Here is a 16869-nt window from a genome sequence, read left to right on the forward strand (position 1 = left end):
TTTAGACGTCGTTCCACTGAAAAGATGACAAACCGGAAGGGAAAAGTCGAACTGGCTAAGGAGAGGCTGGTCAAGGCGGTCAACCAAGTTCTGGGCGTGATCAGGAGGAACGGGAGGAGCAGGAAGGTCGAGTTGGCACTAGTCCTCATGACCCTGCTAGGTGGTAGGGCCAGCGTGAAGAATGCTGCCGAAACGTTCGGGTTGGACTACGCAAACCTGCTGGAGGCGTTGGGAGAGCTCCACGACGCGTGGAGGGACTACTTGAAGGTCCTGTCGGGGCTGGTGAAGGGTGAGGTGGCAGTAATCATAGACGACACCGTGGACCACAAGGAGTACTCCCGCGGTAAGGACGTGAGCCCCCACGGGAACTACCGGATCTACTGCCACGCCCACCGGAGGTTCGAGAGGGTCAAGCTCCTCACGGTCGCCATAGTGGACCTCTCCACGGGCAGGGCGTTCATGGTTTCCCCTACGCCGTGAGGAAGATGTTGGACTTGGGGATTGTCAACGAGTTCAAGACCAAGATCGACTTGGCCAGGGAGATATTGGACGTGCTCAAGGGGTACTTCCGCGTGCTTAAGGTCGTCTTCGACTCGTGGTACTGGTCGGAGAAGCTCGTGAAGGACAACGTGGTGTCTGAGCTCAAGTCCAACCAAGCTCAGGGTCGAGTCGGCCCGGGGGACCCTCGAGGAGGTGGAGGGACACCTCCGAGTGGGATACCCCCGGAGTCTACTACGCCGACTTGACCTTGGGAGACCGAGTGATTACGGTAAAATTGTTAGTCCAAGAATATAAAGGTGACTCCGGGACACACGTCAGGTACCTCTACACGACCGATCTCTCGCTCAGCGAGGAGGAGATCGAGGAGGCATGGAAAATGAGGTGGGAGATCGAGGAGCTTCACAGGGACGTGAAGGCCTTGGGACTGGAGGACTCCTCGTTCTGGAGGAGAGAGAGGCTTCAGGGTTACCTCACGATTTTCACCATCATGGTCAACGTCGTCAGGGAGCTGGTGAGGGCTCTTAACCTGAGGAGCGTGGAGGCGTTCCTCAGGTTCGTTGAACGTTATTTAGGTGGACCGCCGGGGCTGATGAAAATCTTTAAGTTACGTTAAAGTCCCATAACTGCTGCAGATTTTTAGTTAAGGATGAGATGGATAGAAAAGAGTTCATAGGATGGTTAAAAAGGAATTTCCCTCAACCGAAACTTCTAAGGCTTATTCTTGAAAAATTAGAGTTAATGAATGAGGATCCATTCAAGTACGCTAGGGAGAAACTAGGAACAGATAAATACGGGAACCCAATGTTCTCCATTGAGGTTACTGGAGATATAAGGATACTTTACAGCGTTGATTCAAAAAACTGTATAGTATTCATTTGGGAGATTGGGTCTCATAAGAAGGTCTACGGACGTTAGCCTTTTCTTCTTCTTCAATTTCTTTAATGGCCTCCTCAAATACTTCCCTTACTTCACTAAAGTCACTGAATTCAACAAAAGTGTCTTCCCCTTTCTTCACAGTCTTCATATATATAAACTTCTCACAGAGGTTATTAAAATAATGTGCTAATAGAGTTTCTTCTTATCGAATTGAGTGTGGACAACAATTTTGTTAATTTAATATAATTTTATTCAACAATCTTTTCTCGTTCTATAAGAAATTGTTTTCGCGTAATACTATTTAAGGGTGAGCACGGGGTTTTTATCTTGGTGAGCACATGGGAATCAAGTGGAAAGTTCCCGTGCTCACCCAAATTGTATTATTGTTATTTGAGTATATTAATGTTAAGCCAAGGTTTTACACTAGAGAGCAAGTAGCCCAAGCGTTGGCAGAATACTTGTGTGGTTTGTCCTCTTGGAGGGTTAGTTTACCGCATTCTACACTCTTGTACTATTTTAGGAGGTTGAGTTATGTTAGGTATGTTGTTTCTTTGAGTGGGGTTTATGCTGTTGATGAGACTAAGGTTTTGAGTGTTAAGGGGGATTATTACTTGTGGATTGTTAGGGATGTAAGACTAGGGCTGTGCCTTTCTTCATGGTGAGGAGTGCTAGGAGTGGTGTTCACGTGCTAGTAATTCTCACTGCAATGAGAGGCATGGAGGAGTTAGCTAGTAAGTATTTCAAGAGGGTGGACGAGGTAGTATACTTGCGTGACGGTGCTCCAATATACAACGCTTTCACTTGGCTTAACGTGAATCACAAGAGGGTAACGTTCGGAAAAAGGGACTATGCGGAACAAGGTTTTAGGAGTGTCAAACATAGGCTTTCACCAATGGACAAACACTTCCCTTGGAACTCTAACGCAAAGACGATCGAGAGATGGTTCGCAACCTATTTCCTTATCTATAACATCCTTTACTGCCCGGTGTATTTGTTAGATAAGGGGGTGATAATAAATGTAAATATTTCAAATGAGTGAAAATGTTGTCCACACTCAATTATCTGACCTTCTACCTCTTCTTTTATCAGCTCCCTACCCACGTCTTCTACAGAGTAGTATTTTAGAACTTTTACAAACCCCGTCTCCTTATCTACATCAACTACAGCGACATGTGCTCCCGGAGTGAAAATATCATCAGCCTTGTAAAATACTTCAACCTCTAAACCGTTCAACTCCTTCAAGGCCCTATCTATAGGCATGTTAGCCTTTTGGAGTAACTGTCTACATGCCTCAATTACAGCTGATCCTCCCACTGTACCGCTCCTAGACCCGAAACTCCCGATCCCCTCCTTAACTGTTTCTGTAGTGTTCATAACCACGTCTATTAAGTCCTCTTTTATCCCTAGTGTTTCTGAAGCTAATTTTGCAAAAGTATCTTCGTGCGCCTGACCGTGTGGTCCACTTCCAACAAATACCTTAACCCTACCGTTTTCAATTCTAACCCTAACCCCTTCACCAGGAGAGAGTCTATCGACGTCTGTAAATACTACAATTGAAACACCTTTGTCCTTGTATTTTTCTTTACTCATCTTGTAGTAGATCTCAGCAGTACTTAGTACTGTCATATATCCAGCCGGGTCTATCTTAACTCCCAGAGGCGTAACATATTCCTCCATATCTCCTATGATGTTCCTTTTTCTTATTTCCACTGGGTCCATACCTATTTCCTGGGATAAATCCTCAACTAGCGTTTCATGAATTAAGGCAGCTTCTGGTCTACCTGCTCCCCTATAAGGGCCGGTAGGTGGTAAATTGGTAAACACACCGATAGCTCTAATCGAAGCGAATTTCATCTTATAAGGACCCGTGACTAGTCTAGCTATAAACTCCGGTGTAGTTGGGTTTATTGTGTAATTATATGCCCCTAAGTCTACGGCTACATAACCTTCAACCCCTAATATCTGCCCGCTCTTTGTTGCGTACATCTTTACTTCTGATAGTACTCCTCTACCAATTGTGGGATTTTTCAGGTGTTCTGATCTGGTTTCTATCCACTTTATTGGTCTGTTTAGTTTCATGGAAGCTATTGCAGCTAACACGTATTCAGCATGTAACGGTACTTTGTTACCGAAGCCACCGCCTACTAAAGTGGAGTAAACCCTGATTTTTTCAGGCTGTAAGTTAAGAGTCTCCCTTAGGTCGCTCCTGATCCTAAACACTGACTGGAAAGAGCCGTAAACGTTAAGGTTTTCACCATCCCAGTGAACTAATACTCCCTTGGGCTCCATGGGATTGGAAACTATTCTGTTCTGGTAGATCTTTCTACTAACTACTATTTCAGCCTCTTTCTTTGCAGAGAGTTGACCTCCCTCTATGACCTTGTCCACTGAAATGTTTTTCTCCACACCGGGATGTATTTGGTCTTCACTATTCATGGCGGTCTCTACGTCTAATAAAGGTGGAAGTTCTTCATAATCAATAGAGACTTGTTCAGCTATATCTTCTCCGTCATATCTGTCTTCTACTACAAAGGCTAAAACTGGCTGACCTACAAAGTTTACCCTGCTATCCGCCAATAGTGGCATTCTAACAATCTTCCCGCTTTTCATGGTTTCAGGGTCAGCCCTTACGGGTAGGTAAGCCTTCACGTCCTCCCAGGTAAGGGTTAGGAGAGTTTTTTCCGGTTTAGATATGCTTTTTATCACCCCTCTTGCTATAGGGGATCTCACTACGAAAAGGTATAAAGTGTTCTTAGGAGTGAAATCGTCAATATAGACTCCTTCACCTTTAATTTTAGGTAAGTGATCCCTTAACCTCATGAGATGGATAGTGGTTTTAAGATTATAAAGCTTTATATCTAACTTGGTCAATGCCCATATTGTGTATTATGGAAGTAGGTTGAGTTGTTATCAAACCGCTGTTGATATGAAGTAGAACTTTGCACTGAGTATCAATAAGTACTGCGCTTTCTTTCATGTTTTCGTACATTCTATCAAAATTAATTAACTTTATATTTGAATTGTATTATATGGACGAACTTGATATTTTAAGGTCTTTAGACCCTGAAGATTTCGAGAAGTTCGTAGCGGAAAGAGTGCTACCCCTACTTGGTCTAAAAGTACTTTCTGTTACAGGCAGCCCTAATGACGTGGGTTGTGATATTATTGCTTTTGATGAAAAGTTTGGAAATAGGTGGTGCGTACAAGTCAAGAGGTACTCTGAATATAAGAAGGTAAGTGCAAAAGAGGTTAGGGATGTGGTTCTCGGGATGGAGCACTACGGATGTAAGAGAGGGCTTATAGTCACAACATCAGAACTTAGCGGTCCGGCGTTAAAAGAGGCCGAAGACAAGGGAATAGACTATATTAATGGCTTGAGGCTATTAGCGATGATAAGGCAGTATAATATTCCCATATCTTTGACGTCAAAGTTAGTGTCGGACGATAAGAGAACAGATAATAGCAGGAGAACAAGGAAAGAAGAGACGAACGAGGAAGAGGAGAAGGAACCCTCCTCTACAAAGGTAAAAGATGATGGTGTCTTCTTGCCCATCTCGGTGAGCGAAGCCGTGAAAATCGCAAAAGAGAAGCTCTCCTGTTATAAGGAGGTTAAATTGGTTTCAGTGAAAGCCCATTTAAAAAGGCTATATATTTTCAGGGTAAAAGTGAGTTATAAGTTAAAGGGTAAGAGGAGCCAAAGTCTCATACTGGGTATGGACGGTGACGGAAAAGTATATGAGGAAGTACCAACGCTAGTTAAGGGCATCAGTTGTGAAGTTGAATATGAGACAGATTCTGAGTTCTATCATAATGTGAGGGATAAACTAACGAAGGAGGCTGAGAAGCAAGCACCTCAGGGAGCCACAGACTTAGAGGTAAAGATGGAGAGTTATAAGTTAGCGTGGGTCGTTTCATACTACGTGTTGCGATTCGCGGTAGGCCTGACTAAGGCGGAAGTAATTGTGGATAGACAAGGTAAGGTGAAGAAGACAATCTTTGACCCGTTGGATGAAAGAAGAGTGAGGGAGTTTTTCGGAGGAAAAGTAGTAAAGCTAGACGGAGAGATAAAAGTGGTTAGGGAATTTGACGATAAGTTCTTGGAGGAACTTACGATTAATGAAGTAGGCGAAACCGTAAAAAGCACGAAGAGGGTTAAACCCGAATATGCGGTGAGCTTAGTCAAGGCTTTTTATCACGTCGAGGGAGGGGTAAGTAGATTCAAAGAGGTAAGTGACGGAGTTAAAGTAGACATCCTTTTTAATAACTATCACTACCTAGCTAAGGTGAATAACGAGGGTAGGATTGTTGATAACGTGATAGTGCCAGATGTAAGTGTATACGTTGGCACAGAAAAGGGGTATAACAAGAAGAGGAGGTGCTTAATAGTTAGAGAAGGAGATGTGATCAAGGTCATTGATGCTAGCGGAGTAGTAGAAAGAAAAGAGATACCTAAGGGGATATTCTCCAGGCTGAAGTTCTCGGTAAGTAACGTCATCACGTCCGATTACTCCATAGATACGAATGACCCACTAGAACTAGTATGAGTAATTTCTGTCAAACACTCAAGTGTTGGTGTTTACGTCTATTGAGCGTTCTGAGTTTTTGAATTAGTACGAGACTTTTCTCATAGTGAGGACATAGGGCTTGTAATGAGACGTATAATGTATGTACAACTTTTAATGAAATAGTTAAACGACACCCTTCGGTTCTATCAATTACGAACTCACGTCTTCGAAAGAACCTCATATTATTAATTAAGTTTTAACCCTTTACCTTTACGCTTATAATTTTCTACGCATCCTTTTATTATATGGACAAAGAAAAAATGGAAGAGTGGATTGAGAGGTTTGAGGAGGCTAGGGAGTTGAGGAGGAAATATGCTGATTGGAACTTTATAAAGTCTCAACCGGTGAGGCTTAGAATAGCTCTCGATTACTATATAGAAACCGGAGACTTGTATAATGCTTCTAGATTAGCTGGTATGACAATGGAGGAGTTTAATGAATTGAGAATAAAGGCGAGGATCCCGAGTATATGATAGCGATTACGGATACGTCGTTTCTAATAGATTGGGTTAAGTATACCAAGCGTGACTTAATCTTCAAGCTCTTCGAATTAATTTACATTCCAGAATCAGTATTTAATGAGGTTAGAAGTGAGATCACACTTTTATGGATTGCCGAGGGATTGGAAAACAATAAGATGGCAATATTTCCTGAAATCTCTGAGCTCAGAAATGAAGCACTTAGGCTCGTTTTAGAGACTAGAAGACTACCTATAAGGCCAGTAGATTTCCCAGAAGCTTACTGCGTAGTAGTAGGCAAAGTCCAGAACTATATAGTGCTTACGGAAAATGGCGGTGCGTTGGCCCTCGTAAATTATTATGACGAGTACAAAGAAGTTAAAGTTATGAGGGCTTTGGAAGTACTAATAGAGTTATACAAGAGAGGGTTTATTCAGGAAATAAAGGGAGAGGTGAAGGATTATAGTAGGCAGACTAATCACTTATTTTCGAATAGGGATTTAAGGAAGTACGGTTTAATATGACATATGAAAATAGACGAGAAAGCATTGGAAGAGTGGATTGAGAGGTTTGAGGAGGCTAGGGAGTTGAGGAGGAAATATGCTGATTGGAACTTTATAAAGTCTCAGCCTGAAAGGATAAAGATAGCGTTAGAATACTATGTTGAGACTGGGGATTATAGGGGAGCTGCACAAATGGCCGAAATGGCGGTCGACGAGTTCGTAAATATCGCCAAGGAAAAGGCTAAAATACCGACAGTAGATTAGCCTTACTCAACCTTGCTTAATCAGTACTTGAATCACTACTTCAGCAAGCGTCTTTTCCATCTTGCCCTTAAGTTAACAAATTAACCTAAAAAACAATTTATATTTTACTCCCCATGGAAGCTGGGCTTGGAGTTATACAGCTACAAGAACTCTGCTTCATAAATGTGTGAACGGTATAGGAAATATCAAGACCGTCTAAAGTTGTCAGGGATGGGGAAAACGAGTAAGCCCTTTAGTACCGTAATAAATGTACAAAGTCATAAATTGTTCTATGCATACTCTATCTCTATTGATATAACGATCTGTGTTTGTGGACTTGAGTTAAATATTTTCTGACCTTATAACTCTCTCTAGGGCGTCAAGTCCTTTCAGAGACATGTACTCGACGAGGAGTTCCCTCTCCTCAGGGTTCTCAAAATCTTTGATTCCTGCTGGAATCGGAATAGATGCACCTCCAGATATCGACCTAAGAATTTCACTAGCCCTAACAATAGCCCTCATATTAAAGTGACTTGCACCGATAGAGTAATACGGATTAGGTCTCACTATATTAGATAGTTCCTCAGCGTTCTCGACAGAGGCTGTGAGCACTGCTTCATTTAACGCTAAGTAGATGAGTATTTCACCTATTTTATCTTGCACGTTGATAAAGTTAGAAGTACCAGCAGCTTCGGATATGGCAATAGCCAACCCTGCTAAGAACTTCAACCTCGAATAATGCTGTATTACGAAATGCCAGTTGAACCAAGTTCTGAGTCCCAGAGTTCTCCACATAAAGTCCTCGATTAGTTCAGGTTTTTTATAGAATATTATCCTGTCCAAAGGGACTAACACGTCTTTGAAAATGAGGATCGCGTCACTCTCGTCAAACCTAGCCGAGATAGGGTACTCAAATTCTCCACCTTCTCTAGGCTGAAATCCTCTTCTAGCTAAGAACTTAACCCCCTTTTGATAAGTAGGTATTGAAAAGTATAACGCATATCTTATATCCGTATCCCTCCTTATGTTGGGTAAATACCGGAGCATCTCCGCATAAGGTCCAGCGGTGCTTATCATGGCAGCCCCCCTTACTATAACACCTTCAGGTTTTTCTTCCACGACCCCTACTTGTATATACGGATCTTCCCATTGTGAGGGGGGTATTGATCTACCGTACATGGGGGCTACTATTGCGTGTGTGTAGAATAGGTCGTGTTTAGTAGCTTCTCTGTAAATTTGAATGGCGTTTTCCATGTATTTTGATCCGAAGTATTTGCCGAAGTCTTCTGCGTGTGCGTAGAATACCATGTTTCAGATGTTTAGGTAGTCGGGGCTTCTGCCGAAGAAGCCGCGGTAGTAGTCGTAAATTTTTATTAACCCATCTCTTATCTTAGCTAGGTCTTTTTTGTTTTTAGGTCTTAGGAAGGAAATGCTGGTCTCCTCGCCTACGTCGGGGTTGTAGACTCTTAACTCGTTGTTCTCCCAGTGCATGTCGTAGTATTTAGCAACGGTCTTAACCGGTATTCTGAAAGCAGGGTGTTCTGTAACGTCTTCTACCTTCTCTCCTTCGTAATAGACTTCTGGAGTGTGTGCCTTTATGCTTTTTATATAATCTTGACCTTTCCTGATCGTTTTACCACCTCTTCAGCTCTTTAGAGAAAATATCCTCCACTGGAACCCACTCGTTTAACCATGACTCAGGTATCGGTCTGCCCCAAAAGTCGCTCCTATACCTGAACTGATCTTGAGTCCAAACTATAGATTTCCATTTATCAGGATCCAATACCACGTAATCCTGAGTGAAGAACTCTATCCTATTTTTGTCTAAATCCCTCAAATACACGTAATACCCTCCGGCAACTCCGTGTCTCCCCGGTCCTCTCTCTATACTGTCCCACAAACCTGCTGAGGCTAGTATATCGGCTGCCCTTACAACGTCCCTTATGTCGTGGACGTAATAAGTTTCATGGTGGAAACCTGAAAAGTTCTTAGAACTTTTTGATATTGCTATTTCGTGCGAGTCACCCCTTCTGGTGAGCCACACTACTTGTCTCTTTCCTTGTTCATCTAGAAACCACTCAGTCTCATAATAGCCTAATACTTCCTTCATGAACTTTACTTCGGTTTCCAAGTTTCCTACCACAAGGTTCACGTGAGCAAGTCTTACGGGTGAAACTCCTCTATGCAAGAAGAACTTCATTCTAAGGTCACCTACATACTCCATATCGTAATAAAGGTAGAGAGGTATGCCTTGCGGTGTCTCAAATAGCAGTCCATCATCGACCCCCTTTTCCCTATGATTTGTAAACTTTAGGTTCAGAGAGGATAACAGATCCTTAGCTTTTTCCAATTCTTCAGGCCTTTTAACTCTGATGCCTACATATGATAACCCCGGGGAGTCGGCTCTCTTTAACACTAAGCTGTGGTGTTGCCCTTCCTCTATACCCCTCAGATAAAGGTATTCTCCGTCTTTTTCAGTGTCTACCAGTCCAAGGAGGTCGACATAGAACTTATACGCCTTTTCTAAGTCCCTAACTCTGATTACTACATGGGAGATCCTTAAGGTGTCTATCATAATTTGCTACTGCTTTTTATCAAATTTTAATTCGCAATTAAACTTGTTAAAAGGATAAAGTGTTAAGATGGCTTGATTTCATAATGGGGTTAATATTTATAGCGAGTGTGTCCAACAATTTCCTTGTAAGGTGAAGTACGCTTTAACCCGCCTCAGTATCGAACTTTTACTCGTGTGGGAAGTTCTTATCCATCCTAGCCTCAACTTCAAACTCGACTTATTCAACCAAGTTTCAAAGGTGATGTGTTCATGGTTTAGATAAAGAAATCGTTTAGGTAGAGGATAAAAACTAAAAAACTCTATCAATAAATTTTCAGCTTAATAACGATACGACATATATTCCTTAAATTTAATTGAACTAAACTACGCGTTCAGCAAGAAATAAGTGAACCGTGAAAATAATCATACTTTTAAAATTTTATTAAGAGTATATTATATGCAACTACCCAGAGGTTTAGATTGGATTTTACATGAAATGAAGGATAAGGTGAAAGATGGTTTTGAAAAAATTAAAGATAAGGCTAATAAATCTATAGAATATTTAGATAAAAAATTAAAAGGAATAGGAGATAAAACTTATGAAAAACTTAGAGAAACTAAAAATAAAATATCAGAATATATTCCAATATACATTCCAATAGTTGGAGGTGCAGCAATAACAGCATTACCAACTTATGCAAAAGCTCCAATTATGGTAGGATTACAAATAAAAAATTTATATAAAGATACTAAAGGTAAAATATTAGGATATGGATTAATATTAGGTGGTATTACTGCTTTAGGATTGGGTATAATGTTTTTATTTAATCCTATACATTCTTTACCTTCAAATAATGAACATGTACAATATTTAGGATCTCAGACTGGATATGAAGCATTTATACCAAACGGTCAAACAATAAGTTATGATGGAAATACAGATCCTGAAGGTGAATTAATATTAAATAATGGAACTATAATACATAATGTAATATGGGATGGACATTATTCAGGTACAATAATACAAAATCATGATCAAATAGCTCAATTGAATCATCAATTTGTTGGACAAACTGATCCAATAAATAATCAACCATATGAACCTTTAGTAGATGTCTATATAATTAAAGGTCCGGTACAAATTATAAATAAAACAATAGATGGACAAACATATTATGTAATAGAAGCTAATAGTATAAATCCAGCAGATATTGCAGGATTCTATACATATCAAGGATGGGTAAACAACTTTGTAGAAGCAATGAATACACCAGGAACATATGCAGCAGGACTACCAGGAAACTCACCAGTATATGATTGGGCAAATGTAACAGGAACTTTACCACGCCAAATAATTCTATATGGTCAACATTCTCCAAATCTTATTGGAGGAGGATTACTAGTACTACCTAACGAAACAATAATTCCATATGGTATAATTTATAGTCCTTCTGGTTCAGCTTTTTCTAGCTTTATTGCTCCATCTCGAGTATACAATATATCTAGCTAATTTTTTAACAATAAATTTTTATGATACACTCACAACATAAGGAACTCCATATGTTACTATAACCCAATCTAAATACATATAACCCGATCCACCTCCAGAGCCTGCTGAAACAAATAAATAAGGAGGTCCATCATATACACTTGCATTATCTTGTAAGTAACTTATAGTAATACCATTACCCAGATTACTACCTTGATTATTATATTGTTCCTTATATCCAAAAGTTCCAGGTACAAAATTAATATTTACTTCACTCCCTGTAAACGGTTGATAATAATTATTCAAAGCATATTGGCTATTTGCAGGTTGATTAAACGCCGTATTATATGCATTTATGTATGATTGGGTAAATATTGGTTCTCCAGTTGTACTTATATTTGCAGGAGGTGCTGGTGGTATTGCATATGCACTACAGGTAGAAAGTCCACAGCCTTCCCAACTATATGGTACTGAAGCAAGAGAGTAATTAAATATATTACCATTCATTAAGAAATATATATTCATATTACTACTTTCTGCCTGAAACCAATTATATAGCCAAAATAATCCATATTGATAATACTCTGGAAATTGTTGTTGATCTGTTGGAGTAAAAGGAAGAGGAGTTGACCCTTGATATCCTTCTATATTATTATTACCGTTACTATTATTATCTTCTAAGAAATAATACTTGAGATGCCAATTAGTTAGACCACCGGTGATGTCACACAATGTATTACATTCATATCCCGATCCTGAATAATAATAATCATAATATCCTCTTGGACTTGGATTTGGATTATTTGTATATTGAGTAGTTAAAAAATACCCCAATCCTTTTGTATTATTATTTTGCAATATTCCTACATAATAACCTGAAGAACAACCTGGACCTGAACCCGTACAATCAGATCCCAAAGAAGCCCATCCATATTCATACATAAATATTGGGAAATTAAGTGGTAAATATGTATTACCTCCAACATTTATTCCTATATTTTGATTTCCTATCTTACTACGTGATCCATGACCAGGTACCCAGTTATGTGCTGAATCATAGCCATTATAATAACTTACTGTATCAGCAGAGAATGGACCATTACCACTATAACTAACATATGATAATACAACAGCATCTGAAACTTCTGGATTTGTGCTAGTAGTTGGAGGATCCTCCCATGGTATTCCAGAAAAATATGCAAATGTTTGTAATCCCAATCCATTTTGTAATTGAGATAATTGATTTGATGTTAAAGTATTTTGTAAAACATTTGATTTAATTAATGCATACGATCCTTGATTAGTTCCATCATCCATTACCAATCCTTCAAAAGGTCCGTTTCTTTCAACGTTTGGGGTAATTCCTGTTCCATTCACATAAATAGTTACATTATTATATGGAGGTAATACATCATAATATTCATAATATGGAAAATTTTGATAACAAGCAGAAAATCCATTAGAATTGCAAGATTGATAATCTTCTATCCGAGATGAACCTCCTGAACCTGGATAAGAATAAAAGTTAACATATATTGGAAATACATTTAATCCATTATCATATTCAATTGCAGAATATGGATCGCTAGGATCTAGAGCCTCTGGAGCCCCACCAATTGTTCCATTTAAATATGGTAATAAACTTTCATTACAAAATCCAACAAATATTGATATAATATTACAACCAAAATTATTATTGTTATATAATGAAAGAATATTTAATAGATTAATAAAGAAATAATAATTTCCATTACTTTCTCCAGCATACCATGAAGGTAATGCATAATATTTACCATCATAATCAAATAAAAATACAACATTATCTCCATAATATGGTGTAGTATTTATATAATTACTTAAAGGAGGACCAATTGTAACTAATATATTTTGAAAATCTTCCATAGAATATCCAAGGGTTGATAAAGGTATAGCTAAATATGTTCCATTAACTATTTCTACGTTATCTACTGTATAATTATAATATTGAATATTTTGAAAAGGATAAGAATTTTCTAATAAATATATTGCTGGAGTTATATTTATATACATAGGTTCATTTAAATAGTAATATCCTATATTTTGATTACTTATTGTTTTATATAATATACAAAAATATATGAAATCACCTGCTTGATATTTTATATCATTATTTCCTAAAATATTACATTCATATGTATTTCCTTGATATGTATATGTAACATCATTTCCTTCAAAGGTATTGTTTGATAAATTAATTATGGATTCTAATTGTACATTTTCTAATGAATTCACATTAAAAGATGTTGAATTAATATTTGTTATACTTGGAGGAGTTATATTTAATATATTATTATCACTAATGTTACTATAAGTATTTGTAATATTATAAAATATATTACAATTACTTGGATATACATTACAATTATTTGAGCTTAGATTTTCAACAAATGATGGAACATAATATACATCATATCCATTTTGATAAAATATATCTACCATAATTGTTGAATTTATAGTATCCGGACTTGTTTGATTATTTCGATTACTTAGATCCTGTATTGAAATAGAATATTGAGCAGGATTATTAATATGATAAGGTTTAAATATTGAAGTTAAAATAAATATAACTCCTGCAAGAATTATAATAAATATTGGAAGATAATAACCTACAAAATGTTAAGGTATTAGTTTTTCACTCTTAATAGTATAGCCTATTACAATAGTTAATAGTATAGCTATTAGCAGTATTGTTATACCTGCATATAACATAAGATTTTGAATTCCTATGGCAGATTTAATTATAGTCCCTGAGTATATATACGAAAAAAGTATAGTAAAGCCTATATATGTTCCTAAAGGAGACCTGGAAGATCCAGCTGTCTTCTGCAGATATGAAAGATATAAAGAAGGCGGTATAATCACCCAAGAAATTCCTATAGAGTTAATTAAAATTAATATCATATAATATAAGTTGCTAACAAGTAACCCCAAAATTACTGAAACTATCACTGTAATGGGAATTGAAATTAAAAGAAATGCAAGAACATATTCATAATATATTTTTCTAGGTTTTATTCCTTCTGCAATTAAAAATTCTAGAAGACCGTTTTGCCTGTCGTCTATGAATAAGGACACGGTAAGAGAAGAGAACATTATTCCGAAGAAAGAAGGACTCATTAATAGCGATATCAATATAAATGGAAGTATAATTTTTATTGTAACTATTTCAGAAATATCGATAATAAGAAAAATAATTGAGGCTATCAAAAAATATATTGTTGTACTATAACTTCTTTTTATCATTCTTTTTAGGAATAGGAACGAAATCATTTCTTCACCTCAAAAGATCTTCTAGGGGATTTCTCATTTCTTTAATTTCATATATATTGATATTCCTTCTCATTAGCTCTTGGATTATAGAATTAACTACTGACGGATCATTAAGATTTATTACAAAATAGTCTCCCTGATATTCCCCCTTAAGGATTTTAGACAAATCTCCTGATGCTCTAATCCCTATTGTATATTCCCTTAATTTTATTTCGTTTATAGGTTTGAACAATGAAATTCTTCCTTTGTCTATAACTATAACATAATTCCCTATTTCTCTAGCTTCATACAGATTGTGGGAAGTATATATTATAATCTTGCTCTTGGATAAAGATACTATCAATTTTCTTATTTCTGAAGCTAAGATAGGGTCTAGATTTTCCGTAGGTTCGTCCAAAAGATATATATCGTAGTCTTTAAGAAATACCTTAGCTAATGACAATTTCTTCTTCTGACCTTGGGATAAACTTGATATTCTCTTATCCAGTATATCTTCCAAATGGAATCTACCTATAACGTTATTCGGATCTCCTCCAATTATTTGAGAGAAAAATTCTAACGATTCCTTTACTGACATTTCTTGAGGTAGAGCAAAAGAATGAGAAAGATACCCTATGTTGCCTTCCTTCTTTATCTTACCTTTAAAAGGTGGAAGAATACCAGCTATCACCCTCAAAGTAGTCGTCTTACCTGCTCCGTTCCTACCAAGAAGTACATAGATTCCATTCTCCTTTATTTCAAAAGATACGTCGTGTAAAACCTCAGTTTTCCCATATCCTGCACTAACCTCATACAGACCTAACATATTACCACCTTCTTCTTCTAGGGAAGAAGACTAAGGAAAAAACTGAGACAATAAATCCTATAAAAAATAGTGCATGCTTTCCTAGAACGAAACCTGATACGATTAAAAATATTCCAATACCTAATAGAAAAAACCTATTACTAAATTAGGTTTAATTTTTACAATATATACTAACAATATTATAAGAACTAAGAGAACTAACGGAAAAATAACATAAAAATCTGATGTAATTGACATTTATAACACTTATAGTCCTTCATTTTTTATTTTTTCTCCTAATGATTCAACGGTAAGCTTCTGTCGTGGTACTTTATATCTTCCATCTTAACCCTCCTTCAATTATTTTCTTTATTGTCTGATAGAGAAGGAAAGTTTTGTTACTTCTTCTCCCACCTGTTACTGTAATTACGTAATCCTTGTCTAGAGGTAAGTCCCTTTCTATTATGTCAGGTAATGGTAAAGTAAACCATTCTGCTGTGAAGCTCTTTATTCCTCTTCCATAAGAATGATGATAATTGTAAGTTTAAGTCTTTTAACGACCAGTTTTACGTAATGATTGGTCTCTAAGAGACCAGTTTAATTTCATTTATGCGATTTTAACACTACGAAAATATTGTGCGTCTAAGATACAGCAGTTATGGGAATCTTAGGGAGGTAATACCAAGAAGTCGGTATTAGCGAGAAGTTTTTAATTTTAGACGTCTTCATACTGAAAAGATGTCAAAGCGGAAGGGACAAGTCGAACTGGCTAAGGAGAGGCTGGTCAAGGCGGTCAACCAAGTTCTGGGCGTGATCAGGAGGAACGAGAGGAGCAGGAAGGTCGAGTTGGCACTAGTCCTCATGACCCTGCTAGGTGGTAGGGCCAGCGTGAAGAATGCTGCCGAAACGTTCGGGTTGGACTACGCGAACCTGCTGGAGGCGTTGGGGGAACTCGAAGACGCGTGGAAGGACTACTTGAAGGTCCTGTCGGGGCTGGTGAAGGGTGAGGTTGTTGTCATCATAGACGACACCGTGGACCACAAGGAGTACTCCAGAGGAAAGGACGTGAGCCCCCACGGAAACTACTGGATCTACTGCCACGCCCACCGGAGGTTCGAGAGGGGTATACAACTCCTCACGGTCGCCATAGTAGACCTCTCCACGGGCAGGACGTTCATGGTGGGAGCCTTCCCCTACGCCGTGAGGAAGATGTTGGATTTGGGGATGGTTACTGAGTTCAAGACCAAGATCGACTTGGCCAAGGAGATGTTGGACGTGCTCAAGGGGTACTTCCGCGTGTCCAAGGTAGTCTTCGACTCGTGGTACTGGTCGGAGAAGCTCGTGAAGGACAACGTAGTGTCTGAGCTCAAGTCCAACCAAGCTCAGGGTCGAGTCGGCCCGGGGGACCCTCGAGGAGGTGGAGGGACACCTCCGAGTGGGATACCCCCGGCGTCTACTACGCCGACTTGACCCTGGGAGACCGAGTGATTACGGTAAAATTGCTAGTCCAAGAATATAAAGGTGACTCCGGGACACACGTCAGATACCTCTACACGACCGATCTCTCGCTCAGCGAGGAGGAGATCG

The 16869-nt window shown here is 38.5% G+C and carries 11 protein-coding genes and 5 pseudogenes; 9 read left to right on the forward strand and 7 right to left on the reverse strand.

The window, feature by feature from the left end; all coding sequences use genetic code 11:
• Window positions 1-24 precede the first annotated feature (24 nt).
• From WIW72_RS06290 to WIW72_RS06300, 3 genes and pseudogenes are all read left to right on the forward strand, one after another.
• Window positions 25-1114, forward strand: a pseudogene (locus tag WIW72_RS06290) (transposase).
• 38 nt (window positions 1115-1152) lie between these two features.
• Window positions 1153-1416 carry a type II toxin-antitoxin system RelE family toxin gene (locus WIW72_RS06295; protein WP_337703400.1) on the forward strand — a complete coding sequence of 88 codons (264 nt, stop codon included), beginning with the start codon at window positions 1153-1155 and terminating at the stop codon, window positions 1414-1416.
• 299 nt (window positions 1417-1715) lie between these two features.
• A pseudogene (locus WIW72_RS06300) lies at window positions 1716-2416 on the forward strand (IS6 family transposase).
• Between the two features lie 17 nt (window positions 2417-2433).
• Here the strand turns inward: WIW72_RS06300 and WIW72_RS06305 are convergent.
• Window positions 2434-4197, reverse strand: a pseudogene (locus tag WIW72_RS06305) (xanthine dehydrogenase family protein molybdopterin-binding subunit); the annotation flags it as partial.
• 22 nt (window positions 4198-4219) lie between these two features.
• Entirely contained in the window at window positions 4220-4354 is a 135-nt protein-coding gene (locus WIW72_RS06310; RefSeq protein ID WP_337703402.1) for a hypothetical protein, read from the reverse strand.
• Window positions 4355-4406: 52 nt separating this feature from the next.
• Between WIW72_RS06310 and WIW72_RS06315 the strand changes: the two genes are divergently transcribed.
• The 4 genes from WIW72_RS06315 to WIW72_RS06330 all read left to right on the forward strand — a co-directional run bounded on the left by WIW72_RS06315 (window position 4407) and on the right by WIW72_RS06330 (window position 7167).
• On the forward strand, window positions 4407-5921 hold the full coding sequence (locus WIW72_RS06315; RefSeq protein WP_337703404.1) for a restriction endonuclease: 1515 nt from the start codon (window positions 4407-4409) through the stop codon (window positions 5919-5921).
• Between the two features lie 266 nt (window positions 5922-6187).
• Entirely contained in the window at window positions 6188-6415 is a 228-nt protein-coding gene (locus WIW72_RS06320; protein ID WP_337703406.1) for a hypothetical protein, read from the forward strand.
• Window positions 6412-6924, forward strand: coding sequence for a DNA-binding protein (locus WIW72_RS06325; protein ID WP_337703408.1), 513 nt, complete (start codon window positions 6412-6414; stop codon window positions 6922-6924). Before WIW72_RS06320 ends, WIW72_RS06325 begins: the two co-directional genes overlap by 4 nt.
• 3 nt (window positions 6925-6927) lie before the next feature.
• The gene (locus WIW72_RS06330) at window positions 6928-7167 is read left to right on the forward strand and encodes a hypothetical protein (RefSeq protein WP_337703410.1); all 240 of its coding nucleotides are present in this window, start codon (window positions 6928-6930) and stop codon (window positions 7165-7167) included.
• 342 nt (window positions 7168-7509) lie between these two features.
• Here the strand turns inward: WIW72_RS06330 and WIW72_RS06335 are convergent.
• Both WIW72_RS06335 and hpaD read right to left on the reverse strand, forming a co-directional pair.
• Window positions 7510-8775 (reverse strand): annotated as a pseudogene (locus WIW72_RS06335) (4-hydroxyphenylacetate 3-hydroxylase N-terminal domain-containing protein); the annotation flags it as partial.
• Window positions 8776-8779: 4 nt separating this feature from the next.
• Window positions 8780-9721 carry a 3,4-dihydroxyphenylacetate 2,3-dioxygenase gene (gene hpaD / locus WIW72_RS06340; protein ID WP_337703412.1) on the reverse strand — a complete coding sequence of 314 codons (942 nt, stop codon included), beginning with the start codon at window positions 9719-9721 and terminating at the stop codon, window positions 8780-8782.
• A gap of 436 nt (window positions 9722-10157) precedes the next feature.
• On the opposite strand from hpaD, the gene WIW72_RS06345 reads away from it, so the two are divergent.
• Window positions 10158-11210, forward strand: a complete 1053-nt coding sequence (locus WIW72_RS06345; RefSeq protein WP_337703414.1) for a hypothetical protein — start codon at window positions 10158-10160, stop codon at window positions 11208-11210.
• An 18-nt stretch (window positions 11211-11228) separates the two neighbouring features.
• On the opposite strand, the gene WIW72_RS06350 is transcribed toward WIW72_RS06345, so the two are convergent.
• The 3 genes from WIW72_RS06350 to WIW72_RS06360 form a co-directional block, all read right to left on the reverse strand.
• Window positions 11229-13667, reverse strand: coding sequence for a hypothetical protein (locus WIW72_RS06350; protein ID WP_337703416.1), 2439 nt, complete (start codon window positions 13665-13667; stop codon window positions 11229-11231).
• 177 nt (window positions 13668-13844) lie between these two features.
• A complete protein-coding gene (locus WIW72_RS06355) occupies window positions 13845-14498 on the reverse strand; it encodes a hypothetical protein (RefSeq protein WP_337703418.1) in 654 nt (217 codons plus the stop codon).
• A gap of 4 nt (window positions 14499-14502) precedes the next feature.
• Window positions 14503-15303 (reverse strand): ABC transporter ATP-binding protein, encoded by an 801-nt coding sequence (locus WIW72_RS06360; RefSeq protein ID WP_337703419.1) that lies wholly within the window; start codon window positions 15301-15303, stop codon window positions 14503-14505.
• Between the two features lie 717 nt (window positions 15304-16020).
• Between WIW72_RS06360 and WIW72_RS06365 the strand changes: the two are divergent.
• Window positions 16021-16869: pseudogene (locus WIW72_RS06365) on the forward strand (IS701 family transposase); the annotation flags it as partial.

The sequence above is a fragment of the Stygiolobus sp. CP859M genome (assembly GCF_037389975.1).
Taxonomy (GTDB): Archaea; Thermoproteota; Thermoprotei_A; order Sulfolobales; family Sulfolobaceae; genus Stygiolobus.

Coding starts and splice junctions, on each gene's coding strand:
- WIW72_RS06295 (WP_337703400.1), top strand. CDS start 1,153: ATGGATAGAAAAGAGTTCATAGGATGGTTAAAAAGGAATTTCCCTCAA.
- WIW72_RS06310 (WP_337703402.1), bottom strand. CDS start 4,354: ATGAAAGAAAGCGCAGTACTTATTGATACTCAGTGCAAAGTTCTACTT.
- WIW72_RS06315 (WP_337703404.1), top strand. CDS start 4,407: ATGGACGAACTTGATATTTTAAGGTCTTTAGACCCTGAAGATTTCGAG.
- WIW72_RS06320 (WP_337703406.1), top strand. CDS start 6,188: ATGGACAAAGAAAAAATGGAAGAGTGGATTGAGAGGTTTGAGGAGGCT.
- WIW72_RS06325 (WP_337703408.1), top strand. CDS start 6,412: ATGATAGCGATTACGGATACGTCGTTTCTAATAGATTGGGTTAAGTAT.
- WIW72_RS06330 (WP_337703410.1), top strand. CDS start 6,928: ATGAAAATAGACGAGAAAGCATTGGAAGAGTGGATTGAGAGGTTTGAG.
- hpaD (WP_337703412.1), bottom strand. CDS start 9,721: ATGATAGACACCTTAAGGATCTCCCATGTAGTAATCAGAGTTAGGGAC.
- WIW72_RS06345 (WP_337703414.1), top strand. CDS start 10,158: ATGCAACTACCCAGAGGTTTAGATTGGATTTTACATGAAATGAAGGAT.
- WIW72_RS06350 (WP_337703416.1), bottom strand. CDS start 13,667: ATGGTAGATATATTTTATCAAAATGGATATGATGTATATTATGTTCCA.
- WIW72_RS06355 (WP_337703418.1), bottom strand. CDS start 14,498: ATGATTTCGTTCCTATTCCTAAAAAGAATGATAAAAAGAAGTTATAGT.
- WIW72_RS06360 (WP_337703419.1), bottom strand. CDS start 15,303: ATGTTAGGTCTGTATGAGGTTAGTGCAGGATATGGGAAAACTGAGGTT.